21 protein-coding genes are annotated in these 24076 nt (G+C 33.1%); 9 read left to right on the top strand and 12 right to left on the bottom strand.

The window, feature by feature from the left end; all coding sequences use genetic code 11:
- Nucleotides 1-78: 78 nt before the first annotated feature.
- Nucleotides 79-1506 (bottom strand): amino acid permease, encoded by a 1428-nt coding sequence (locus P6733_RS12240; RefSeq protein ID WP_306353189.1) that lies wholly within the window; start codon nucleotides 1504-1506, stop codon nucleotides 79-81.
- A gap of 891 nt (nucleotides 1507-2397) precedes the next feature.
- On the opposite strand from P6733_RS12240, the gene P6733_RS12235 reads away from it, so the two are divergent.
- The 3 genes from P6733_RS12235 (at nucleotide 2398) to P6733_RS12225 (ending at nucleotide 4900) form a co-directional block, all read left to right on the top strand.
- A complete protein-coding gene (locus P6733_RS12235) occupies nucleotides 2398-3393 on the top strand; it encodes a helix-turn-helix domain-containing protein (RefSeq protein ID WP_306353188.1) in 996 nt (331 codons plus the stop codon).
- Between the two features lie 88 nt (nucleotides 3394-3481).
- Nucleotides 3482-4027 (top strand): DUF3575 domain-containing protein, encoded by a 546-nt coding sequence (locus tag P6733_RS12230; protein ID WP_306353187.1) that lies wholly within the window; start codon nucleotides 3482-3484, stop codon nucleotides 4025-4027.
- A 423-nt stretch (nucleotides 4028-4450) separates the two neighbouring features.
- Nucleotides 4451-4900, top strand: coding sequence for a KTSC domain-containing protein (locus tag P6733_RS12225; RefSeq protein ID WP_306353186.1), 450 nt, complete (start codon nucleotides 4451-4453; stop codon nucleotides 4898-4900).
- 56 nt (nucleotides 4901-4956) lie between these two features.
- Here P6733_RS12225 and P6733_RS12220 read toward each other — a convergent pair whose 3' ends face one another.
- Nucleotides 4957-5838, bottom strand: coding sequence for a diacylglycerol/lipid kinase family protein (locus P6733_RS12220; protein WP_306353185.1), 882 nt, complete (start codon nucleotides 5836-5838; stop codon nucleotides 4957-4959).
- Nucleotides 5839-5908: 70 nt separating this feature from the next.
- Here P6733_RS12220 and P6733_RS12215 point away from each other — a divergent pair, with 70 nt between their 5' ends.
- Entirely contained in the window at nucleotides 5909-6877 is a 969-nt protein-coding gene (locus P6733_RS12215; protein WP_306353184.1) for an App1 family protein, read from the top strand.
- A gap of 11 nt (nucleotides 6878-6888) precedes the next feature.
- A complete protein-coding gene (locus P6733_RS12210) occupies nucleotides 6889-7140 on the top strand; it encodes a DUF3601 domain-containing protein (protein ID WP_306353183.1) in 252 nt (83 codons plus the stop codon).
- A gap of 70 nt (nucleotides 7141-7210) precedes the next feature.
- Here the strand turns inward: P6733_RS12210 and P6733_RS12205 are convergent, their stop codons facing one another.
- Entirely contained in the window at nucleotides 7211-7786 is a 576-nt protein-coding gene (locus tag P6733_RS12205; protein ID WP_306353182.1) for a hypothetical protein, read from the bottom strand.
- 74 nt (nucleotides 7787-7860) lie between these two features.
- Nucleotides 7861-9768, bottom strand: a complete 1908-nt coding sequence (abc-f, locus tag P6733_RS12200) for a ribosomal protection-like ABC-F family protein (protein ID WP_306353181.1) — start codon at nucleotides 9766-9768, stop codon at nucleotides 7861-7863.
- 78 nt (nucleotides 9769-9846) lie between these two features.
- Here abc-f and P6733_RS12195 point away from each other — a divergent pair, with 78 nt between their 5' ends.
- On the top strand, nucleotides 9847-10251 hold the full coding sequence (locus P6733_RS12195; protein ID WP_306353180.1) for a DUF983 domain-containing protein: 405 nt from the start codon (nucleotides 9847-9849) through the stop codon (nucleotides 10249-10251).
- Here P6733_RS12195 and P6733_RS12190 read toward each other — a convergent pair.
- From P6733_RS12190 to P6733_RS12155, 8 genes are all read right to left on the bottom strand, one after another.
- On the bottom strand, nucleotides 10235-11272 hold the full coding sequence (locus P6733_RS12190; RefSeq protein WP_306353179.1) for an NAD(P)/FAD-dependent oxidoreductase: 1038 nt from the start codon (nucleotides 11270-11272) through the stop codon (nucleotides 10235-10237). The genes P6733_RS12195 and P6733_RS12190 overlap by 17 nt on opposite strands.
- A gap of 68 nt (nucleotides 11273-11340) precedes the next feature.
- Nucleotides 11341-12228 (bottom strand): type IX secretion system ring subunit PorN/GldN, encoded by an 888-nt coding sequence (gene porN, locus P6733_RS12185; RefSeq protein WP_306353178.1) that lies wholly within the window; start codon nucleotides 12226-12228, stop codon nucleotides 11341-11343.
- A gap of 52 nt (nucleotides 12229-12280) precedes the next feature.
- Entirely contained in the window at nucleotides 12281-13825 is a 1545-nt protein-coding gene (gene porM, locus P6733_RS12180) for a type IX secretion system motor protein PorM/GldM (RefSeq protein WP_306353177.1), read from the bottom strand.
- A gap of 44 nt (nucleotides 13826-13869) precedes the next feature.
- A complete protein-coding gene (gene porL, locus P6733_RS12175) occupies nucleotides 13870-14520 on the bottom strand; it encodes a type IX secretion system motor protein PorL/GldL (RefSeq protein ID WP_306353176.1) in 651 nt (216 codons plus the stop codon).
- A gap of 63 nt (nucleotides 14521-14583) precedes the next feature.
- Nucleotides 14584-15954, bottom strand: coding sequence for a T9SS ring complex lipoprotein PorK/GldK (porK, locus tag P6733_RS12170; protein WP_306353175.1), 1371 nt, complete (start codon nucleotides 15952-15954; stop codon nucleotides 14584-14586).
- 143 nt (nucleotides 15955-16097) lie between these two features.
- Nucleotides 16098-17252 carry a formimidoylglutamase gene (locus P6733_RS12165; protein ID WP_306353174.1) on the bottom strand — a complete coding sequence of 385 codons (1155 nt, stop codon included), beginning with the start codon at nucleotides 17250-17252 and terminating at the stop codon, nucleotides 16098-16100.
- Nucleotides 17253-17255: 3 nt separating this feature from the next.
- Nucleotides 17256-19772 carry a type I DNA topoisomerase gene (topA, locus tag P6733_RS12160; RefSeq protein ID WP_306353173.1) on the bottom strand — a complete coding sequence of 839 codons (2517 nt, stop codon included), beginning with the start codon at nucleotides 19770-19772 and terminating at the stop codon, nucleotides 17256-17258.
- Nucleotides 19773-19847: 75 nt separating this feature from the next.
- Nucleotides 19848-20621 (bottom strand): hypothetical protein, encoded by a 774-nt coding sequence (locus P6733_RS12155; protein ID WP_306353172.1) that lies wholly within the window; start codon nucleotides 20619-20621, stop codon nucleotides 19848-19850.
- A 146-nt stretch (nucleotides 20622-20767) separates the two neighbouring features.
- Between P6733_RS12155 and miaB the strand changes: the two genes are divergently transcribed.
- Genes miaB through lptE form a run of 3 tightly spaced genes read left to right on the top strand, consistent with a single transcriptional unit; the run spans nucleotide 20768 to nucleotide 24052 of the window.
- Nucleotides 20768-22213 (top strand): tRNA (N6-isopentenyl adenosine(37)-C2)-methylthiotransferase MiaB, encoded by a 1446-nt coding sequence (gene miaB / locus P6733_RS12150; protein WP_306353171.1) that lies wholly within the window; start codon nucleotides 20768-20770, stop codon nucleotides 22211-22213.
- A 51-nt stretch (nucleotides 22214-22264) separates the two neighbouring features.
- Nucleotides 22265-23530 (top strand): sigma 54-interacting transcriptional regulator, encoded by a 1266-nt coding sequence (locus P6733_RS12145; protein WP_306353170.1) that lies wholly within the window; start codon nucleotides 22265-22267, stop codon nucleotides 23528-23530.
- A 15-nt stretch (nucleotides 23531-23545) separates the two neighbouring features.
- Nucleotides 23546-24052, top strand: coding sequence for an LptE family protein (gene lptE / locus P6733_RS12140; RefSeq protein ID WP_306353169.1), 507 nt, complete (start codon nucleotides 23546-23548; stop codon nucleotides 24050-24052).
- Nucleotides 24053-24076: the final 24 nt, after the last annotated feature.

The raw sequence follows: 24076 nt of genomic DNA, 5'->3' as shown, positions 1-24076 counted from the left end.
GCATACTATAAAAAAAGGTATTGACAATCAACTGTGTGTTGATAATCAATACCTAATAGATGAATAGTATAGTAAAAACTACTTGTTTTTTTGTTTTAAAACTTTATAACACACAAAAAGAATACCTAACCAAATAGGAATTAATTCTACGGATAGCTTCATATTAGTAATCCACATGATGGATAGAATACCGAATAAGAATACCAAACAGATGTAATTACTTACGGGATAAAACAACGAAGCAAATTTTGTTTTTGTGTTTTCATTATCTTTCGCACGCCTAAATTTTAGATGTGTATAAGAAATCATAACCCAATTAATAATCAAAGAAGACACTACCAAAGACATTAAAATACTAAAAGCTTCTTTTGGAATTACTTTATTTATTAAAATACAGATCGCTGCAAAGCATGAAGAAATTAAGATCGCATTAATTGGTACTGATTGTTTGTTTAACTTCTTTAAAAACTTAGGGGCATTACCTTGATCTGCTAAACCATATAACATGCGTGAATTACTATATACACTACTGTTATATACCGATAAAGCTGCGGTTAATACAATTAAATTAAGCGCATTAGCAATAAGACGTGTAAAGAAAATTTTATTGCCAAACAAGTCGAATTCCATTCCATTTAAATTTTGAAAAACCATTACAAATGGGCTACTATCTGTCGTAATTTGTTGCCAAGGCGACAAAGCAAATAGAATAACCAATGCACCGACATAAAATATAAGAATTCTATAGATAACCTGGTTTGTAGCTTTTGGAATGTTTTTTTCTGGATTTTCTGCTTCAGCAGCCGTAATTCCTATTAGTTCCAAACCTCCAAAAGAGAACATAATTAGCGCCATTGCGGCTAATAAACCTTGAAAACTACCATCAGTAGCTTTTCCAAAGAAACCTTTTGGAAAGAAACCTCCATCGTTATATAAGTTCTGAATTGTTGCTTGTTCTCCTCCTGTACCACTTATTAATAAGTAAGTTCCAAACAAAATCATTGCAATAATTGCAACAACTTTTATGATTGAAAACCAGAATTCTGTTTCTCCATAAACTTTTACGGAGGCAAAATTCAAAGCATTAATAACCAGAAAGAAAAAGAGACTGGATGCCCACAGTGGAATTTCAGGCCACCAAAATTGCACATAAACACCAATGGCTGTAAGTTCAGCCATACTAACTAAAATATACAAAATCCAATAATTCCAACCCGACGCAAAACCCGCAAAAGGACCACAATACTTATACGCAAAATGACTAAAACTTCCTGACACAGGTTCTTCAACAACCATTTCACCGAGTTGTCTCATAATAAAAAAAGCAATAATTCCAGCAACAGCATACCCTAAAATAACTGATGGGCCTGCTAATACAGCTGCTGGACCAATACCTAGGAAAAGTCCTGTTCCAATTGATCCACCTAAGGCAATTAACTGAATGTGGCGATTACTCAACCCTCGTTTAAGCTGATTTTCTTCTACGTTTTCGTGGCTTTTTTTCACAAATTAGATTTTTTAAAAAGAATTAAATGTATAAGCGACGAAGATAAGTTAAAAAAGGAATCACACAAAACATGTATTATACTAAAACTTCAATTAAGGAATCATATAAAATGGGATAAATGTTCTAAATCAAAGCCATTTCCATTCTATTAAAAAAACAATTTTTATTGTTTTACTGTTTGGAGTGTCGCTTAACACAATAGTATAAACTTATTATTTAATAACTCGAATCCGAAAGTAAATCTTTAAAATAGGAACAAAATTTAGATAATGGACAAAGTAAGATTTAAATATATTTCACTCTTTCTAACAAACTACATATTTCATGACAAGAACTAACCGTGTACAAAATCTCAACAGGAAAAAACAAACAATTTAATTCCATATAAATTTCAAATGATTAAGTTGATTCGCTTCGTCAAAAATAATAGGCATAAAAAACAACTAAGGCTTTAACTCCTTAAAACTGGACAAATCCAGTCTTACACAGTAGTATTTCAACAGCTAAAAATCCGAAAATCTTTTTGGAACAGCTTTTGCAAATCCGCCTCTTAAAAACCTCTTAAGTTGTTTTTTAATACAAATTAATAAGTCCTTTTAGTTAATCATTTCTTAATCCATTAAGAAAAATCATCCGTATTAATATAATTTCGTCCTGTCAATTCATATGAAATTAGCTATGTTTTAGCAAAAGACTAATTAGCATGATATCCCAAAACAAATCTTAAAAACAACTTTTATATTAAAGAATTGATTTATACAACACTTTTAAATATTGCAATTTTTCAGGGAATGGTTTTAGGCTTAATTATTTTAAAGTCTTCCTTATTCAATAGTAATTCAAATAAATATCTGGCCTACTTACTATTTATACTTTCATTAATTTTGCTAATGTATGTTTTTGAAATTGAAAAAGTATTTACTCAATATCCTTTTCTACGCTTTTTTGACCATGTCGAGTGGTCATTGCTATTACCAGTTTTCTTATTTATGTTTATTATAAACCGGGTTGATGATACTATAAAAAGCAAACAAAAAATTTATTTGTGCTTTATTCCGTTTGCCTATTCGGTTGTTCTTAGAATTACAACCGATCTTGATCGTATTGCAGGAGTTTATAAAATCCCTGAGTCGGGAAACAATTTAATCAACATATTTTCTCAGATTCACCTTATTTTAGTAATTACATTCATCCCATTTATGTTAATCTACTCTTATTTTATGATAAGACATTTAAAAGACACACCGGAAAATAAATGGATCATTATCTTGTTTAACCTTTTTTCTTTATTACTTTTCTCTTGGATAACTACTTGGATAACGGGTATATTTCTTCATTATGACATTTCTTCTGCTTTGAGTATTGTGGCTATAGCAGCAACATTCCTAATTCACTGGACTACTTATAAAGGCATTTACAAATACAAATTGGCCAAAAACAAAGATGCTGTTTCTAATTTTCTAAATACAGATTTGGCAATTTCATATACCAATCTACAAATTGTAAAAAATAGTTCATTAGAAGAAACTAGAGAAGCTATCACGGTAGATAATCTTTATTTTCAAAAACTGGAACTTCTTTGCAAAGAACAGCACATTTATACTGACAGTACATTAAACAGAGAAAAAGTCGCTGAAAAACTAGGCATAAGCCCTGGATATGTTTCACAAATTATAAACACAATAACGGGAGAAAACTTTGCTCATTACATCAGTCAATATCGAGTTGAGGCTGTCAAAGAAATGATCTCAAATTCTGAATATGAAAACTATAATTTATTGACGATGGGATTAGAATCTGGGTTCACTTCGAAAACAACTTTTTATAAAGCCTTTAAAAAAGTTACTGGTCAAACACCAAATGAATATAAAAACACCAGCAAATAGGTGCCAATTTATACATTTTTAAGCTTTTGAAACTTCATGAAATTTTTATTATGTGAATTTTGGATTTAAATAATTCAAATCACTTTTTATGAAAAAAAACTTTTTACTACTTATCATTTTGTTTGCCTTTCATTCTGTCAACGCTCAAAATGAAACTGATGCAAATCCTTATCAGAAAAACAATGAAATTAAATTAAATGCGCTTAATCCTTTATTTGGATCTTTAGAAGCCGGTTATGAAAGATATTTAAATCATAATTCATCATTAGGAATTTCTTTTTTTAAAGTATTTGACAATACAAAAAATAAAAAAGATTTAAATTATTCAATCACCCCTTATTATAGAAGGTATTTTGGAAAGAAATTTGCTTCTGGTTTCTTTGCTGAAGGATTTGGAATGTTAAGCTCAATTGACGGAAAAAAAATATATGATGTAAATGATAATTCAAAATTTACTGAAGGTTCTGATGTAATTGATCTTTCTCTTGGTTTAGGCTTAGGAAACAAATGGGTTACTAAAAGTGGATTTACATTTGAAGTCAACCTTGGTTGGGGGAAACAATTATTTAATTCTGACAAGACTGACCACGACCAAATTGTGAGATTTGGTGTTCATGTAGGTTATAGGTTTTAAAACGATAATTCAATAAAACATCTTATAACACGGTACATACGAGAATATAAAGAAGAATATTTTTGTAGTTAGCTCACATTAAGAGTTCTTAAATCTTACAATAAAAGGTTCCTGTTCTGTATCGTCAGGATTGTTATTTTAAAGTCAAATCGAAGAGGACATAATTTAGAATTAGACAATTGCTTTGTTAGGGCTACAAAGGAAAAACCATCCAATATATTTGATGGTTTTTCTGTTTTATAGCACTTCTAAAAAGCGTTATTCATTGGGGAAATTTATTCAAAAAAGAGGGAATAACATTTCCATAATCTATCATTCAAAAAAACATTGTACCTTTGCGCGAATTATTTTTTTTGAAACAAAGGATTTTACTTACAAAACACTTTATATCTCAGAAAATCTAAAGTAACATTAAATCATTTTATGAAAAAAATTGCTGATTACAGAAAACTTTTGGACGTTACTAAAACAGCCACTTTAAAGGAATTGAAAACAATTTACAGAAACAGTATGAAAGACTGTCACCCTGATAAATTTGCTGATAACCACGAAGAAAAATTGGCTGCTGAAGAAAAAAGTAAAGCTATTATTGAGGCTTACCATTTCCTAGTAAGTATCGCTCCTGAAACACAGGAAAAGAATCTTCCTGAATACACTAAGACTATTTCAACGTCTAATATTCATGAGTTTTTCTACGATCGTTCAATTTTACAAGTAAATTTCCTTGATGGTAGTAGCTACGAATACTTCAGTGTTCCTAAAGCGACTTATATCAAAATGGTAAATGCAGATTCTCCGGGGCGTTTTGCTCGTAGACATATTTACAATGCTTTCCTTTACAGAAGTATGAGTAAAATTGTAGCGGCAGAATAAACTACAAACTAAATATATAAAAAAAGCGACCTTAATTTAAGATCGCTTTTTTTGTTTTATTCAACTGCACTAGGGACTGCTACTTTCATTTGTTTGTGCAATATCGCTACATCAAGATGTTGTATTGCTCCGCAATATTCTCCATCAATCTGAAAACTTATGGGGTCATCTGTCGTTATTGTAGCTTTATCTGTTGAAAGGATTACTACATTATCATCATCAATAGGCATATTCCCCGATAGTATTCTTCCTATAACCAATAGGTCTAAATTTTTAAGTATTACTATTTCAAACTTTCCGTCGTTAATATTTCCATATGGATTAATCACAACACCCGTTCCATATTTTTGCGCATTGGCAATTACTATCATTCGAGCTTCTGTCTCAATCGTTTTTTTATTGGCTTCAATCTTTGCATGAAATGGATCTCCTAAATCACTCAGTGTATTGAAAGCTTGTAATGCATAGCCTAATTTGCCTCGTATTGTACTATTTTCATAGTTCTTAATCAGTTCTGCATTTACACCAATATCGCTTAAATGCAAGCTCTTTATACCGTTAATAGATACTACATCGATCTCGATATAATCTCCATTGAATGCTATTTCTAAATTTTCTTCTAAATCTTCTGGTAATCCTAAATCAACTGACAATCCATTTGCCGATCCTGCAGGTAATACTCCAATAATTACATCTTCTTCTTCTAATGCTTCTACTACCATTTTAATCGTACCATCTCCACCTGCTACAATAACACGTTCTGGCAAATGTTCTGCATACAATTGTTTTATCTTCTTTTCATCTTCTTTTCCCGTAGTTTCATACACGACCAAATGCGTCTTTTCTTTCTGAGCAAATTGCTTTGTCGCTTCAATAAACTCTTCTTTATCCAAGTCTCCTGAAATAGGATTTACAATCATTATACAATTCTTTTGCATACTCATATTTCTTTTTTAAATTAAATATAATTAATTTGTTACGCGAAACATAAAACTCTTTGTCAAATTAATGAAGCCTACCTTAAAACTTTACCGTGGTTATGCCAACGATCAGGAACTAATCGTAATGGGTCACGCTTTTAAACGAGATAAGGCCAGCACGTATGAATTTGAAAAAAAGAGCTTCAAACATGCTGCTGCTATCATTCGAATGTTTCGTATTAAGACAATTTCAAATGCTGATGTTTATTTAGATTGTCATGGTGTCAAAATTCATACCAAGACGCTTGATGATGGTCTTTTCCAATTTAGCATTCCCTTAAATACTGCTCTGGAAGGTGGATGGCACGACTATCAAGTTACGCTGCATCACAACGGAAAAGAAATTGTTTCCAAAGGAACATTCATTAAACCTCATGAAGGGAAATTGGGTTTCATTTCGGATATTGATGATACTTTCTTGATATCGCATACCCGAAATATTTTTAAGAAAATTTACATTTTACTGTGGCGTAATATTAATGCACGTAAATTGTTTGACGATGTTGTTCCCCATTATCAGGCTTTAAGTTCTGCGGGGCGCAATAATATTGAAGAAAAAAATGCTTTCTTTTATGTATCTAGTAGTGAATGGAATTTATATCGTTTTATTGTTCAGTTTACAGAATTACATGAATTACCCAGAGCAGTGTTGCTTTTGAAGGATATCAAAACTAGTTTATTGGATTTCCTTTTCACTGGACGTGGAAGTCATGATCATAAGTTTGAAAAAATAAAACACATCTTGGAGTTTTATCCGCATTTAAAATATGTTTTATTGGGTGATGATTCACAGCAGGATCCTTTTTTATATGAATCCATTTGTAAAATATTTCCTGTTTCTCTAAAGGCTGTTTATATTCGACAAACTACTTCTTTAAAAAAACAAAAGGTCATCCTTGCTTTGGAAAACATTGAGAGTATGGGGGTTGCCATTTGTTATTTCAGAGATAGTCAGGAAGCTATTGAGCATTCTAAAAAAATTGGTTTAATTGATTAAATATAAATCTTATGAATAGTGTCCACCAACTTATAAAAGGAAAAACATATCGTGTAAAAAAAGAATTTATGGATTATGATCATCTTGTACATCCTGTCGGAAAAACTTGGGAGTTTCTCGAAACAAATTTTCTCCCTTATGAATCTGGAAGAAGTCTTTTTGTCCTTGAAAATGGAAAAAGAGAACATTATCGTTTTCAGCAAATTGAAGAGGAGCAGGAAGAATTAATGAATAATTTCATGGATTATGTCGAAGAAGTATAATCTATATTGAGCAAAAATAAAAAAGCATCCATAAAGGATGCTTTTTTTATTTTATAGGATATCAATCTTTTTATAAAGTAGATTGAAAAGAGTAGATTATTTTCTCTGCAGCAACATCTCCATTTACTGCATTTACTGGATAGCCAACAATAACTCTTTGTATTTTCTTATCTTTACCTTCTATGTAAGCTGCCATAATTTTCATATCCAACATTACTGAGTTTACACTGAATTTATAAACTTTGGCTGGTAATGAATTAATTGTGGTATCAATTACTACAGTAGTTTCTTTGGCTTCTTTTTCCCTCTGAACGTAATAATCAAAATTATAATCGCTACATCCTTTTAATCCGTAAGGGAATTTATCTAATGTTCCTTCTTCTTTTCTTCTTTTTTCGTAACCTTCTTGCTTAATGGTTTCTGCTTTTACCTTAAAGGCATTCGATTCGTCTGTACCTTCATAGGAATACCAAGCATCTTCCGGCACAACTTCTGTGATACCTTGTGGTACCTTCAAAGTATATTCACCTTTAACGGTTACCGTCTCAAAAGGACTATCTACATCAATTGATGTCGTAATCATATTATTACATGAAACAAAAAACAGTGCAAATGCTACTACAACTCCAAGAACTAATTTCTTCATTTTATATATTTTTAATTAGAACAAGTGAAGATACAATAAACATTTTAACATTCAAAAATAATGAAAGGTATTACTTACGCATTATCAATCTCTTCTTGTACTTGCTCCCATTCATTTAGCAGTTTATCTAATTCTGCTTTTTTTAAATTATAGGCTTTAAAGAATGAAGCGTCTTCAATGTGCTTATCATAATTTGAGGATAATAATTTATCATCTCTTTGAATATCATTTTCCAATTGCTTGATCTGACTTTCAACTTTACTTAGTTTATTTTGTAAAGATTTAGACTTTTTCTGATCTTCATAGGAAACTTTATTGTTTTCTTTAGGGGCTGTACTTTTCACTACATCTTTCTTTTCTACTTCACGCATATTTTCCATATTACGTTGTTCTAAGTAGTAGTTGATATCTCCTAAATATTCTTTTATCTTCTGATCTTTAAATTCAAAAACAGTCTTCGTCATTCCTTGCAAGAAATCTCTATCGTGAGATACGATAATTAATGTTCCTTCAAATTTTGCCAAAGCCGCTTTTAATACATTTTTAGATTTTATATCCAAGTGATTCGTCGGCTCATCCATCATTAGCACGTTGAATGGTTGTAAAAGCAATTTACAGAGCGCTAGACGGTTTCTTTCTCCTCCTGAAAGGACTTTTACCTTCTTCTCTACTTCATCGCCTCTAAACAAGAAAGAACCTAACATATCACGTACACGGGAACGGTTTGAATCGGTCGCTGCATCTTCCATTGTTTGTAACAATGTAATTTCACCATCTAAGTATTCTGCTTGATTCTGTGCAAAATATCCAACTTGTACATTGTGTCCTAATTTTACATTTCCTGAATATTCAAATTCTTTATTGATTAATTTAATCAACGTAGATTTTCCTTGACCATTTTGTCCCACAAAAGCAATTTTGCTTCCGCGTTCTACTAATAAGTCAATATCTTTTAGGATGACACTTTCGCCATAACTTTTAGAAACTTCTTCTAATTCCAAAACAACTCTTCCGGGTGTCAATGAAACTGGGAATGTAATATTCATTACAGAGTTATCGTCTTCATCTACTTCGATACGTTCAACTTTATCCAATTTCTTGATTAAAGATTGCGCCATAGAAGCTTTCGATGCTTTCGCACGGAATTTCTCAATCAATTTCTCAGTTTCTTCAATCTTTTTCGCCTGATTCTTTTGGGTTGCTAGTTGTTTCTCACGGATTTCATGGCGTAACTCTAAGTATTCCGAATAAGGCTTATTAAAATCATAGGCTTTCCCTAATGAAATTTCAATCGTACGATTTGTTACATTATCCAAGAACATTTTATCGTGTGATACAATCACCACAACTCCTGGATAATTTCTAAGGAATTGCTCTAACCAAATGATGGATTCAATATCCAAGTGGTTGGTAGGCTCATCCAGTAAAAGGATATCATTGGATTGCAATAATAGTTTTGCTAATTCAATACGCATACGCCACCCTCCAGAAAAAGTATCAGTTAGCTTATTGAATACTTCTCTTTTGAATCCCAATCCTAAAAGAATCTTTTCGGTATCCCCAACATAGTTGTATCCTCCTAATAATTCAAAGCGGTGTGTATAATCGCTTAAATCTTCAATAATCTGACTGTACTCATCACTTTCATAATCTGTACGGGTCACCAATTGATGATTGATTTCTTCTAATTTTTTTTCTACAATTTTGATATCAACAAAGGCTTGGTAAGCTTCTTCAAGAACGGTACGACCTTGTTCAAAGTCAATATCTTGTCTCAAGAAACCCATTCGCACTTCTTTTTCTGTAGCAATGCTGCCAGAATCGGGTGCAAAGTCTTTTGCTAAAATTTTCAACATCGTAGATTTACCTGCTCCGTTTTTTCCCACTAATCCCACACGATCCCCTGCGCCTAAACGAAAGGTAACTTCTTCGAACAAATATGTTCCTCCAAACGAGACTGATAAATTATGTATATTAAGCATTTATATGTATTTTATAGTATTCAATTATTTTATTATCAAATTGTGGTGTAAATTTGCAATAATCTAAATTTTTTGCAAATGTTAAAAAAAGGAACGAAACTATATAGCATTTTAACAGGAACTTGTCCTAAATGCCAAGAAGAGAGTATGTATATGGAAAAAAATCCCTTTTTACTCAGTAAAACATTCAAAATGCACGAGCAATGTTCACATTGTGGCACTAAATATAAAATTGAACCTTCCTTTTTCTTTGGTGCAATGTACGTTAGCTATGGTGTTGGTATTGCTTTTGGTGTTGCGGCTTTTGTAATTTGCTATCTTTTCATTGGAACAAACTTAAAAACAGCCTTTATTGCCATCATTGCTACCTTAGTTGTTTTTATGCCTTTTATTATGAGAATCTCTCGAAATATCTGGATTAACTTCTTTATCGATTATGATAAGAATGCTGTTTCCGATTATAAGGCTAAACAAATCGGCTAATATTTATTTCTCTTTCTAAGGGTTTCTGAAATTCTATAAAATCATACAGTCGTTGTGCCATTGCTGGTCCTAACATTACTCCGCGTGTGCCTAATCCATTTAATATATGAATATTGGCATACTGAGCATGTGTACCCAATAATGGTCGGCGATCTTTTACCGTAGGTCTTACTCCTACTAAATGTTCGACGATTTCGAAATCACAATCGATTAATTCTTTTATTTTCTCAACTAACTCTAACTTTCCTTCTTCTGTCGGTAAGTTTGTTTTGTCTTTCCAATTGTATGTTGCTCCTACTTTGTACAAATGATTTCCTAGTGGCAAAATGAAAACACTTGTTTTGATCACTACGTCAATATCCAAATCTGGCGCTTTAATGATCAATAACTCTCCTTTAGTTCCATCTAATGGCAATTCTTTAAAGAATGGATTAGAGAGCATCCCAAAGCCTTCTGCAAATATGATGTGTCTTGCTTTAATATCTTCATATTGTACAAAACCATCCTTGACTTGCAATTTATCGTAATCAAAAGTTCCTTCTATAAATGAATCAATTGACTTTAAATATTTTTTATAAGCCTCTACTAATACTCCTGTTTCAACATATCCGGTCTGCAATACTTCTCCAAAACCGAAAGGAGATGGAAAGTTATTGTACTTTTTATTGATAAGGTCAACAGAAAGAAAGGGAGACAACAAAGGTTTGTCGGCTGCAATAAACCAGTTATTTTGCTCTTCTACTGAAAAGAATTTTCGCAGTATTGGCATTTTAAAATCTAATTGCACACCTAGTTTTTCTCCTAATGCAGCATAGAAGGAATCCAATAGTGTAATTTGTTCCTGAGCTTGCCATACCTCACTAAAGCGTTTTAATATCACTGGATTATAAAGTCCTCCGGCAACCTGAGAAGATTGCTGTGAGTTATCATTAAAAACACATAGGGTTTTATTATTTTTCAGTACAACTTCGGAAAAAGAAATACCGGCTAAACCCGAACCTACAATTAAATAGTCTATCATATGGCAAAAATAAAAAAACTCTTACCAAATAAGGTAAGAGTTTTGAATTGAATTGGAGAAATTTTGTATTAATAGTTCCACATATCTTGCTCGAAGTTGCGAATTTTATCTTTTACTCTTTCAGATTCTAATAATTGTAATTGAGCATTTTCTTTCATGTAGTCCTCAATTTTTCTATCTCCTTGTACGTTTTCTTCTTTATAAATCACCGCACTAAATCTACGGGAATTCAACAAGTGGTCAAATGTAAATGGCATAGCAGAGTTTCTGTCATTGAAAGCTTTTGCTTCATGAAGTACTTCACGAGCAGATGGGAAATAAACCCAAAACAACTCTACGTAGTCTTTTTCTTCATTGTCAATAGTATAAACATCTGGTACAACAGGTGCTATTCCTAACAATCTGTATTTTAATTCACCTTGACGTTTATCGAAATACCAATATCCTAAAATTTTATAGTCAGTTACATCTTGAGATGTTAAATCTCTTCTTGTAATGTACTCTTCAGATATTTTTTCTCCCGCATTAAATTGTTCTCTACCAGCATCTGTTGTATCAATTTTTGATAACGACGCTTCAACATCTTTATACGTTTTTTTAGAAGTAAAATAACTATCCGTATACACTTCAGTGATTTTACCAGATTTAATTCCTTTTGTCAAAACATCATACAAAGATCTTCTCTCTGATCCGATATCCATTGTATCGATAGGATACAATAAAGGAAAGTTAACTCTTTCATCTAAATCAATGATTTCCCAAACTCTTTTACCCATCAAGATATCTCTATCGTGTACGTAACCGTAAGGTAAAGGCTTGTCATTATCAGCAGATTCCTGAGCAGCAGTTTTTACACCAATTTGATCTGGTGTTTTTGCATTAAGCAAATTAGATTGCGCAAAAGATGATACGCTTCCTGTTAGAATGACAACTAATAAAAAATTTCTCCAATTCATAATTTAATATTCTTTAAGTTGTTTAAGTGCTAAAACGCCAATCTTAAACTAATTATTGTATTTCGAAAGCTACTGGTGAAGTTTTTGGCAACATGTAATTTCCAGCTCCGTCTAATTTAGTTTTAATTTCAGAAATAATAATTACATCACCTCTACCTGCTTTAGAAATAGCAGCTTTAGCTCTTGCATCTAATTTATTTCCAGAAACGATTACTGTAGGTTGTCCAGATGCTTTAATAGCAAATCCAGTTACAGATAATCCGATTTCGAAATCAAAGTCTTCCAATTTAGCTCCAACTGTAGAAATTTCTAAGCTTGATTTAGGACCTTTTACAGTTCCAGACTCAGCTCTAATTGTTCCAACAGGGCTAGGAATACCTTTAACTCTGAATGTTTTCTTGTCAGAAACAGTTTTACCATCCGGTAATTTACCTGTTACGTTGATTGTAACTTCACGTCCTTGAACTGTAGTAACATCCATAACATATTTACCAGAAGCACCAGATTTAGATAATCCAGGTCCAGAAGCAGTTACACTGTTATCCGCTACTCCAGCAAATGAAATAGACATAGGGTTTTTAACACCTCTATATACAACATTCATTTTGTCTGCAGAAATTGTAGCAGAGTTAGGTCTTGGTACAACAACATATTTACCTTCGAATTTTAAAGGAATACTTTTCCCGTCTTCTAAGAATGTAAACTGTCCATTGATTGATTGTTCACCAATTCCACCAGCTGTCAATGAAATTACAGCTTGTCCGTTCTCTAATTGACCAGGACCTTGGAATGATGTAGGTTTAGTGTTTTCGTCATAACGACCTAATACAACTTTACCTTTTACTGTTTCACCTTGGAAGTAAGCATTTTTCTCTAAAACTACAATTGCTTGATAGTTACTATAAGAAGCAGCTTGAACCGCAGCTTTTCCTAAAGCAGCACTGATTACATCAGATTCAGCTTTTTCAACATCACTTTGCCAAGCAGATAATTTTGCTATAGAAGCGATTGCTGGGAAACCTTTAAAGTGGTAGTTTAAAAATTTATCTTTTAAGCCATCTTTAGTTTTAACATCTGAAACATCAAATGCTTTATTAACTTGATTTAAGATTGCAGAATATTTTTTTTCATCACCAAGTGCAGTTTTCATTTCAGATTTATAAGCTTCAATAGCGCTCATAACTTCATTACCTCTTTTAGTGTATCCATCACCGATGAACCAGCTGTTATCAAGGTTATCACCTTTATCCATTGATTCGTATGGTAATTTACCACCTTCAGCTTTTACGCCTTTCATTGCTTCTGTTTTTAAAGTAGCTATGAAATCATAGAACTTTTTACTAGATGCTTGAACTTTATGCGCAGTTGCCGATGCTACAGCAAATTCACCTTTAGCTTCAGCAGCTTTAGTATCTAATGCCTGCATCATTTGGTCATTCGTCAGTTTCGAAGATTCATTCGATGCTTCAAATTTTTCATTCATCAATCCAAAAGCCGATAATACTTCTTTGGACATATTTAATGCTAACATCGCGATGAAAACCAGATACATCAGGTTAATCATCTTCTGTCTAGGGGTTAATTTTCCTCCTGCCATTTCTAATTAGTTTATTTTTTTGTGAGTAAAGTTGTTTATCCTAATTAGTTTTTGTTGCTCATTGCAGAAAGCATACCACCATATACATTGTTTAATGAAGTAATATTTGCAGTCATAGATTGCATTTGCTCTTTTAATTTTCCAGCATTTTCAGCAATTTCTTTATTAGCTTCTGCATTTCTTGAAGCGCTTTCTAATTGAACTTTGTATAAACTGTTCAATGACTCCATTTGAGCTGCTGCTAAAGATAATTCTTCGCTGTATTTTTTAGTAGAAGCAATTGAATCTACTGTAGGAGCAATTCCTTTTGCTGCAGATTCGAAATTTTTAATACTGTTTCCTAAGCTTGACATTAATTCACCGTCAATTTTAGCTTCTTTTAATAAATTATCTAATTTTTGAGATAATAAACCTTGAGCTTCAGTTGGTTCTGCCGCTTTTTTAACTTCTTTCTTTTTAGCGTCTCCACCTGCTAATTCAGGATATACAAGAGACCAGTCTAATTCATTGTCTACTGGTTCGAATGCAGAGATAGCGAAAATTAAAGCTTCTACTACAAGACCAATTGTTAACATTAAGTTCCCTGTTAAAGGACCTATCTCGATGTGAGTAATTTTGAAAAGTGCTCCAAGAATTACTACTGCAGCTCCCATACCATAGGAGAAGTTCATTACTTTTTTACTTAAAATTGCCATAAAAATAAATAGTTTTTAGTTTGTTAAGTTAATATAATTAAAGGTTGGTTAAAATAATTCAAATTATCTCATTCCGTTTCCGGTGGTTTGTGTTCCCATGTAATCTTGTACAGTTCTGAATCCGATATAACTTCTTGCAGAATCTGCATATTCGTAATCTCTTGTACTTACTTGTAAGAAATAAGCAACATCTTTCCATGATCCACCACGTGTTACTTTTCTCATGTTAGTTGCATCAGAAACGTTTGGATTCATTGTTGACACATATTCATATGCTCCTGCATCGTAAGAAGAATCAGTCCATTCTGCTACGTTACCAGACATATTGTACAAATTGTAATTATTTGGATCGTATGATTTTGCTTCTACAGTGTATAAAGCACCATCAGCAGCATAATCTCCTCTATTTGGTTTAAAGTTCGCTAAGAAACATCCTCTGTCGTTTTTAGCGTAAGGTCCACCCCATGGGTAAGTTGCAGATTCTAGTCCACCTCTAGCAGCGTATTCCCACTCTGCTTCAGTTGGTAATCTGAATGAGTTTACTTGATCTCTACCTTTTTTCTTTTTAATCCAAGAGTTCTTTTTTAAAGTTCTCCAAGCACAGAAAGCTTTTGCTTGTTTCCAGCTCACTCCTACTACAGGATATTCTCCATAAGCTTGGTGCCAGAAATAATCATTGTGCATTGGTTCATTATATGAATAAGCGAAATCTTTAATCCATGTAGTGGTATCAGGATAAATTTGCACTTGTTCTGTTTTGATGAAGTCTTTACGTTTTCCAGTTTTAGCTTTTGCTGCAGCCTGAATATCCATCCATGTATAACGGAATTTCAATTTAGTTACATCAATAGTTCTTAAACCATTGTAAGATTCCTCTGCTGGTAAATACATAGAGTCCATTACTTCAGTGTAATATTCATCTGGATATTTTTGTGGGTCTTTAATTAATTTCACTTTGTGATTTAATTTTCTACCCGCATATGGATCATCCGATGTTCCAACACTATAATAGTTTTCGTACATGTATTTGTCATACGCTGACATGTTTGCTGGATCTGTATCACTAAAAGCGAAATCTCCAATACCACCACTTCCGGCAGTTTGTCCTAGTTCATCTGCTAAAATTGCTAAACGAACTCTCATTGTAGAGTCTTTAACCCATTCAACAAACTCCCTATATTCACTATTTGTGATTTCGGTTTCATCCATATAGAACGAACGCACAGTAACAGTTTTGGTCGGAGCATCTTGCACATTTGCTAAATCGTCATCTGATTTACCCATGATATATGATCCCCCTGGAACCAATGTCATACCATACGGCTTCTCAGGATGCCATTTCTTTCCTTTAACTCCTACTAGTTCCCCTCTGTCGTTTGAACCACAGCTAAACAATAATGATAAAATTGCTGTAAATGCAATAAACTTCTTCATATAAATTGGGTTATTATGTATTTATATTTTAAGGCCGTAAACCTATTTATTTATTTTTAAAAAAACAATTATTTATTAAAAAAATCTTAATTTTTATTTAGCTAAGGTTAATATTATGCCATAACTGTTAAAATTAAAATAAATTAGCCAATTATATTCTTCCTTTGCGTCTTCCACCAACGTTCAGGCAGCTCCTGATTACATGCCCCTAAATAATCATCATAAGTGCAAGGTAATAACGCATTTCTCTTTAATTTATTACTACCATTTATCGCAAATGGTATCTCAATCCACCATCGGTCTGTTTTATTACTCTTAAAAAACACTAATTCCTCATCATCCATCGGTACAATATATTTAATATAATGTTCTCGACTACCAAAAGGATATTCATTTGATCGGTAATGATACCCTTCAATAAAGTACCATATAATCTGTCCCATCAATACTGATTCGGCTACAGTACTACCGTGATTAAAGATTCCAAAAGCAGAAACTTTATCACTTATACCAGCGTATCTTGACAAGGAACATATCTCTTTCCCATTAAATCCGTTAGGAGTAAAAGTAGCAAAATTACCCGAATCTGATGATTTGACGGACGTTAAATCCAAACTCACTAAATCTGCATCTCTAAAAACCGGTTCTGCAATAGAGGGGTTGTTAGAAATTTCGCCCAATCGGTAAGCATCAAAAAACAATTTTTCTATTAAATCAATCTCCTCCTGCGCATTATAATAGGTTTGATACCCTACATTACTAAAGTTAAACAGATTATTAGGTTCATCGATAATCATTTTAGTCAGGTACGAATTGGCCGATGTATACTGGTATTCTTTCCCAAAATCAAACTTATTATCAATGGATACCAAATTCACCATTTGCTCCAATTGATCAAAGGCGCGGTATAGCGGATAGGTTAAATCCTGCGAACCTCCTATAACAATAGGAATTACGTTACCTTTTATAAGCTTAGACACAACTTTCTCCAATACGTAATACGTATCAGTTTCTGTATTGCCTTTATGAATATCTCCAAGGTCAACTATTGAAGCATCCCAGTTTCCAGGATACAGACTATAGAATTCCTTACGAAAGGCGCTTAAATCGACTTCTACTGCTCCGCCTCCTAAACCGCGATTATCTAAAACACCAATAATCGCAATTTTTACTTCTTCGAGGTTTGGAAATTCATCTTTTGTATGAAAAACAACTTTATGTCCTAGAGTCTGCGGAGAGAGTTCTTTAATAAATTCTGTAATTTCCCCACTTATGGGTTCCAAAAAATCAAATTCCATTTCTTATTTCTTTTTGACTGTTGCCTTTTTTGCTGTCGTTTTCTTAGCCGTGGTTGCTTTTTTAGTTGTTTTTTTCTCTGGTGTTTTTTTTGCAATCATTTCTTTTACCTCATCCAGTGTCAACTTTGCTGCATCAACATCTTTACTCAATTCAATTTTTATCTTGCCTTTTGTAATTACTGATCTTCCCCAACGTGCTTTTTCAACTTTGATTCCTTCGTCTTCCCAATTGTGAAGTACTTTATCAATTTCTTTTTGCAACTTATCTTCAATCAATTCTTCGATGTCTGATTGGGATAAATTATCAAAATTATATTTTTTGCTTACATTAATAAAAATACCATTCCATTTGATGAACGGTCCAAAACGCCCCACTCCTTTTTGTACGGGTTCATTTTTATAAGTTGCAATCGGCGCATCTGCTTTTTCTTTCTCTTTAATCAATTCTTCAGCACGCTCTAATGTAACATCTAACGGATCTTCTCCTTTAGGTAAAGAGATAAAAACTTTTCCATGACGCACATAAGGTCCAAAACGACCATTATTTACCTCTACTTCTTCTCCTTTATATTCCCCTAATGCTTTTGGCAATAAAAACAAATCTAAAGTTTCCTCTAGCGTAATGGTTCCAATGTTTTGTTCAGTTCTTAAGCTTGCAAATTGTTTTTCTTCATCATCTGCTTCCCCAATTTGAGCCATTGGTCCAAATTTACCTAATCGAACACTTACCTGTTTTCCTGTTTTTGGATCTACTCCTAAAATTCGTTCTCCAGATTCTCTTTCTGCATTTGCTTCAACTTCGATAACGTTTGGATGGAATTGATTGTAAAAATCACGCATCATTTTCGTCCAGTTTTCATTTCCTGAGGCAATCTCATCAAAATCCTGCTCTACTTTTGCTGTGAAATTATAATCTAAAATAGTCTTAAAGTGATTGACTAAGAAATCATTTACGATAGTTCCAATATCTGTAGGAACTAATTTTCCTTTATCTGATCCAACATTTTCTTTTAATTTTTTCTCAACCGTTTTTCCATCTTGAAACACTAACTGAATGTATGGTCTTTCTTGTCCTTCAAAATTCCCTTTTTCAACATAGTTTCTGTTGATAATTGTAGAAATTGTTGGCGCATAAGTAGATGGTCTACCAATTCCTAATTCTTCTAACTTCTTTACCAAAGATGCCTCTGTATAACGGGCTGCTGGCCTTGTGAATCGTTCTGTTGCAGTAATGTAATTGTTCAGTAATTTTTCATTTACTTTCATTGCTGGCAACATTCCTTCTTGTTCTTCATCCTCATCATCATGTCCTTCTAAGTACACTTTCAAGAATCCTTCAAAAAGTAAGACTTCTCCAGTCGCTACAAATACTTCTTTATGGTTTGAAGCATCAATCTTAACGTTTGTTCTTTCTAATTCTGCATCGCTCATTTGAGAAGCTAATGTTCTTTTCCAGATCAAATCATATAATCTCGCCTGATCACGATCAATATTCACAGTATGTCTTGACATATCTGTAGGTCTAATCGCTTCGTGCGCTTCTTGCGCTCCTTTATTTTTATTGGCAAATGTTCTAGGCTTACTAAATTCCTTACCGTATGATTTAATAATCTCCTCTTTTGCAGCAGTCATTGCTTCATTTGAAAGATTAACACTATCGGTTCTCATATAGGTAATTAACCCCGCCTCGTATAATCTTTGCGCCATCATCATGGTTACCCCTACTGGAAAATACAATTTTCTTGCAGCTTCTTGTTGTAATGTTGAAGTGGTGAATGGTGCCGTAGGAGATTTTTTAGTAGGCTTTGTTTCTAAATCGGCTACTTTATAAGTTGATCCTACATTTTTAGCAAGGAATGCTTCTGCTTCTGCTTTCGTTGAAAAATTCTTTGGCAATTTCGCTTTAAACGTTTTACCCGATTCATTCGAAAATTCAGCAACTATACTATAGGATGCTTCTGCCTTAAAATTCTGAATTTCTCTTTCTCGCTCTACAATCAATCGTACTGATACGGATTGAACTCTTCCAGCAGATAATCCTCCTTTTACTTTTTTCCATAAAACAGGAGATAATTCATATCCCACTAGTCTATCTAATACTCTACGAGCTTGTTGCGCATTTACTAAATCGTAATTGATTCCTCTTGGGTTTTCAATTGCTTTTAATATGGCCGTTTTAGTAATCTCATGAAAAACAATACGTTTGGTCTTTTTTTCATCCAATTTCAACTCTTCCGCCAAGTGCCATGCAATAGCCTCACCCTCGCGGTCCTCATCACTTGCTAACCAAACTGTTTCAGCATTTTTTGACAAGTCTTTTAATTTCTTTACTAAAGCTTTTTTATCAGCAGAAACTTCATATTTAGGTTTAAAATCATCATCTACATTTACACCCAATTCCTTTGATGGTAAATCGGCAATATGTCCATAACTTGACTCTACTTGAAAGTCTTTCCCTAAAAATTTCTCTATTGTTTTTGCCTTAGCCGGCGACTCCACGATCACTAAATTCTTTGCCATCTATCTTTATTTTGTCGGACAAAAGTATATGATTTTTTACAAACTATACTGTTGCGCCTTTAATTAATCGTTACGTTATTCTTCTATTACTCCTATTTCATTGATTTCTGCATCACTATCAAAACCTATTGTATCCTTATAAACATAGTACAATTGCAAATGCGTAAAACACATTGTAAAAAGCAATCCAATACCACACAATAGTATTCCTAATTGCGCAATCATTCCTCCAACAACAGCTAAACCAAATAGCATAAACCAATTTTTATTTCCCATTTTAAAGGAAATATTAATAATTTCTGAAATGGTAAAATCTGGGTTAAATGCATAGACTACTGTAAAAAGACTTAGAGGCACCATCAAATAAAGTAATGGTAAAAAACAACAAGCATACCCTAAAATCATTATACCAATATATGCCGCTCCTAATCCTAAGGTTTTCAAAAAGTATTTCTTCGACAAATATCTAAAGAAATAACCTGCATTGGTATCCCCCATCATATCAGCCTCTTTGCATATATAATAAAACCCAGACAAAGTACCTATCGCTATTGTCGTCGTTAAAATCACTGCTATTACTCCACAAATGATCATTGCAATAATCAATGTTATTGAAAATGCTGGATCGTCAACATCAAAATCAGTGGTATATGATTCTCCTACAGAAAGCAACATCAATGGTGAAAAAACAATTGCAATCATTGGAAGTGTAATTGCTATTACAATAATAAGGTGTAAAAAACCTTGCAGCCATACCTTTTTAAACAAATCAAATGATTTACTTAATACGTTTCCAAAATCAATTGGAATACCTTTTTCAATCTTAGAAACAATCTGGAAATAACTCATACTAATAAAGGAATAAAACCTATTTATGTTAAATATTTAAAGTGCAATGATATAAAAATAAAATTAAAATTTTTATATGTCATTATGTCACCTTAACTTATTATTCTATCTTTGTAGATTAAGGAACAATCGCGTGATTGACACATATGGAAAAGACAATTGATGAAGATAAACAAGGACAAAGCCTTGTTCTAGAACCTAAAAAAGAAAATACTCGTAAGCTTTTTATAGAAAGTTATGGCTGTCAAATGAACTTTGCGGATAGTGAAGTTGTAGCTTCTATTATGGCGAATGAAGGTTATAATACTACACAAATTCTTGAAGAAGCAGATTTAGTTTTGGTCAACACTTGTTCTATCCGTGATAAAGCGGAGCAAACGGTTCGTAAAAGACTAGAAAAATATAATGCTGTAAAAAGAATAAATCCTAAAATGAAAGTTGGTGTTCTTGGCTGTATGGCAGAACGTTTGAAAAGCCAATTTCTAGAAGAGGAAAAAATTGTTGATTTAGTTGTAGGCCCAGATGCTTACAAAGATTTACCCAATTTACTAAGAGAAGTTGAAGATGGAAGAAGTGCCGTAAATGTAATTCTATCCAAAGAGGAAACTTATGGTGATATCTCTCCTGTGAGATTATTAACGAATGGTGTTTCTGCTTTAGTTTCGATTACAAGAGGTTGCGATAACATGTGTACTTTTTGTGTTGTTCCGTTTACTCGTGGTCGGGAACGTAGTCGTGAACCACAAAGTATTATTGAGGAAATCGCAGATTTACAACAACGCAATTTCAAAGAAGTTACTCTTTTGGGTCAAAACGTAGACAGCTATTTATGGTATGGTGGCGGATTGAAAAAGGATTTTGAAAAAGCCAGTGAGATGCAAAAAGCAACTTCAACAGATTTTGCACAGCTCTTAAGTATCGTTGCCGAAACTTTCCCTAAAATGAGAATTCGATTCTCAACTTCTAACCCTCAGGATATGCATGAAAATGTATTGCATACTATTGCTAAATATAACAACATATGTAACCACATTCATTTACCTGTACAATCGGGAAGTACTCGTATTTTGCAAGAAATGAATCGTCAGCATACCCGAGAAGAATACATGGAATTGATTGATAACATCAAAAATATTATTCCAGGTTGTGTTATTTCTCAGGATATGATTATCGGATTCCCAACGGAAACGGAACAAGATCATGAGGACACTTTAAGTTTAATGGAATATGTGAAGTATGACTTTGGTTATATGTTCTCTTATTCTGAACGACCAGGTACAATGGCGGCTCGTAAAATGGTTGATGATGTTCCTGAAGAAGTAAAAAGCAGACGTTTACAAGAAGTTGTTGATTTACAACAAATACATAGTCTAGACAATAAGAAAAAATATATCGGTACTACTGTAGAAGTACTCGTTGAAAAAGTTTCAAAAAAATCAGAAGTGCAATGGTCTGGGAGAAGTTCTCAAAATGCTACCGTTGTATTCCCAAAATCCACCTTTTCTGTAGGTGATTTTGTATTGGTAAAAATTACTGATTGTACTTCTGGAACTTTGATAGGAGAACCTCTCGGATTATCGGTAAACAATTAAGGTATTCAAGTTCTTCAACATGAACCTGAATATCTGCTATTAATTTAAGATATGGAATCTGTACAAGCCACAAAACAACGTTTTGAGATTATCGGTAATGATCCGAAGCTCAATCGTGCTATAGAAAAAGCGATTCAAGTTGCCCCAACTGACATTTCTGTTCTTGTAACAGGTGAAAGTGGTGTAGGAAAAGAAAGTATTCCAAAAATAATTCATTCATTATCCCATAGAAAACACGGTAAGTATATTGCTGTTAACTGTGGTGCAATTCCTGAAGGAACGATAGATAGTGAACTTTTTGGTCATGAGAAAGGTGCTTTTACGGGTGCTTCTGCTACTCGTGAAGGATATTTTGAAGTGGCCGATGGCGGTACTATATTCCTAGATGAAGTTGGTGAATTACCCCTTACCACTCAAGTTCGTTTATTGCGTGTGCTTGAAAATGGTGAATTCATTAAAGTAGGATCTTCTCAAGTTCAAAAAACAAATGTACGTATCGTTGCTGCAACTAACGTTCAAATGTTTGACGCTATTGAAAAAGGAAAATTCAGAGAAGATTTATATTATCGTTTAAGCACCGTGGAAATTGCTTTACCTCCTTTAAGAGAGCGTAAAGATGATATTCATTTATTATTCCGAAAGTTTGCTTCTGATTTTGCTTATAAATACAAAATGCCTGTTATCAAATTAGATGACAATGCCGTTTCATTGATATTAAAATATCGCTGGAGTGGTAACATCCGACAGTTGCGCAATATTGCTGAGCAAATTTCTGTATTGGAAACCAACCGAAATATATCATTTGCAACACTTCAATCTTATTTACCGACAGAAGGAAATAGTCTTCCGGCTGTAATAAAGGACAAAAAGAGTGAAAGTGACTTTAGTAATGAAAGAGAAATTCTTTACAAAGTCTTGTTTGATATGAAAAGTGATTTGAATGATTTGAAAAAACTGACGTTGGAATTAATGCAGAATGGCAATCACCACAAAGTTCAGGAAACAAATAAAAATCTTATTCAAAAAATATACGGTTCTCATCAAGAGCATAATGAAATTGATTTTGAAGAAGAAGAACCTCGTTTATCTGTAATGCATTCTGAGAACAACAATCAGGATGATTTTGATGAGCGTGAAGATCATTATCTTTTTGCAGAAACAGTGGAAGAAGAAGAAACATTGCGTTTGGAAGAAAAAGAAATCGAACTCATCAAGAAGGCCTTGGAACGTAACAAAGGTAAACGTAAGGCGGCCGCAGATGAATTAGGAATTTCTGAAAGAACCTTATATAGAAAAATAAAACAATTTGATTTATAGTATCTTTGCTTTAATATGATTAAAATTAGAAATATCATCTTCGCTTCATTGCTGTTTTTAACATTCAGTAATTGCTCGTATTACAATTTTACTGGAACAGGTAAAATTGATGCTAAAACATTTCAGGTCAATTATTTTCAAAATAACGCAGATTTAATTGAACCGGGGATTGAACGTATTTTCACAATCCGATTACAGGATTTGATTCAGAATCAAACGAATCTTAGTTTAACTAATTCTGGTGGGGATTTAACTTATGAAGGGGAAATTGTAGAATTCCGAATTAGTCCAATGACGGCTACTGCAGATCAAAAGGCTTCTCAAAACAGACTTAACGTTGCGGTGAATGTGCGTTTTAGAAATAAGAATAAACCGGATGATGATTTCGAAAAACGATTCTCATTCTATTATGACTATGATGGCTCAACACAATTAGTAGGCGCAAAACTTTCGGAAGCACTAGATGCTGTATACGAAAGAATTACACAAGATATCTTCAATGCTTCATTAGCAAAGTGGTAAACCTTGTTATTTAAAAATTTCTGA

The organism is Flavobacterium aerium (genome assembly GCF_030766725.1).
GTDB classification, from domain to species: domain Bacteria; phylum Bacteroidota; class Bacteroidia; order Flavobacteriales; family Flavobacteriaceae; genus Flavobacterium; species Flavobacterium aerium.
This window is presented reverse-complemented; position numbering and strand designations above follow the sequence as displayed.

What these genes read in the sequence shown, in the direction of transcription:
- miaB (WP_306353171.1), top strand. Translation starts at nt 20,768, where the DNA reads ATGGAAAAGACAATTGATGAAGATAAACAAGGACAAAGCCTTGTTCTA.
- porK (WP_306353175.1), bottom strand. Translation starts at nt 15,954, where the DNA reads ATGAAGAAGTTTATTGCATTTACAGCAATTTTATCATTATTGTTTAGC.
- P6733_RS12165 (WP_306353174.1), bottom strand. Translation starts at nt 17,252, where the DNA reads ATGGAATTTGATTTTTTGGAACCCATAAGTGGGGAAATTACAGAATTT.
- porM (WP_306353177.1), bottom strand. Translation starts at nt 13,825, where the DNA reads ATGGCAGGAGGAAAATTAACCCCTAGACAGAAGATGATTAACCTGATG.
- P6733_RS12230 (WP_306353187.1), top strand. Translation starts at nt 3,482, where the DNA reads ATGAAAAAAAACTTTTTACTACTTATCATTTTGTTTGCCTTTCATTCT.
- P6733_RS12145 (WP_306353170.1), top strand. Translation starts at nt 22,265, where the DNA reads ATGGAATCTGTACAAGCCACAAAACAACGTTTTGAGATTATCGGTAAT.
- porL (WP_306353176.1), bottom strand. Translation starts at nt 14,520, where the DNA reads ATGGCAATTTTAAGTAAAAAAGTAATGAACTTCTCCTATGGTATGGGA.
- lptE (WP_306353169.1), top strand. Translation starts at nt 23,546, where the DNA reads ATGATTAAAATTAGAAATATCATCTTCGCTTCATTGCTGTTTTTAACA.
- porN (WP_306353178.1), bottom strand. Translation starts at nt 12,228, where the DNA reads ATGAATTGGAGAAATTTTTTATTAGTTGTCATTCTAACAGGAAGCGTA.
- P6733_RS12235 (WP_306353188.1), top strand. Translation starts at nt 2,398, where the DNA reads ATGTATGTTTTTGAAATTGAAAAAGTATTTACTCAATATCCTTTTCTA.
- P6733_RS12215 (WP_306353184.1), top strand. Translation starts at nt 5,909, where the DNA reads ATGAAGCCTACCTTAAAACTTTACCGTGGTTATGCCAACGATCAGGAA.
- P6733_RS12155 (WP_306353172.1), bottom strand. Translation starts at nt 20,621, where the DNA reads ATGAGTTATTTCCAGATTGTTTCTAAGATTGAAAAAGGTATTCCAATT.
- P6733_RS12190 (WP_306353179.1), bottom strand. Translation starts at nt 11,272, where the DNA reads ATGATAGACTATTTAATTGTAGGTTCGGGTTTAGCCGGTATTTCTTTT.
- P6733_RS12195 (WP_306353180.1), top strand. Translation starts at nt 9,847, where the DNA reads ATGTTAAAAAAAGGAACGAAACTATATAGCATTTTAACAGGAACTTGT.
- abc-f (WP_306353181.1), bottom strand. Translation starts at nt 9,768, where the DNA reads ATGCTTAATATACATAATTTATCAGTCTCGTTTGGAGGAACATATTTG.
- P6733_RS12210 (WP_306353183.1), top strand. Translation starts at nt 6,889, where the DNA reads ATGAATAGTGTCCACCAACTTATAAAAGGAAAAACATATCGTGTAAAA.
- topA (WP_306353173.1), bottom strand. Translation starts at nt 19,772, where the DNA reads ATGGCAAAGAATTTAGTGATCGTGGAGTCGCCGGCTAAGGCAAAAACA.
- P6733_RS12220 (WP_306353185.1), bottom strand. Translation starts at nt 5,838, where the DNA reads ATGCAAAAGAATTGTATAATGATTGTAAATCCTATTTCAGGAGACTTG.
- P6733_RS12205 (WP_306353182.1), bottom strand. Translation starts at nt 7,786, where the DNA reads ATGAAGAAATTAGTTCTTGGAGTTGTAGTAGCATTTGCACTGTTTTTT.
- P6733_RS12225 (WP_306353186.1), top strand. Translation starts at nt 4,451, where the DNA reads ATGAAAAAAATTGCTGATTACAGAAAACTTTTGGACGTTACTAAAACA.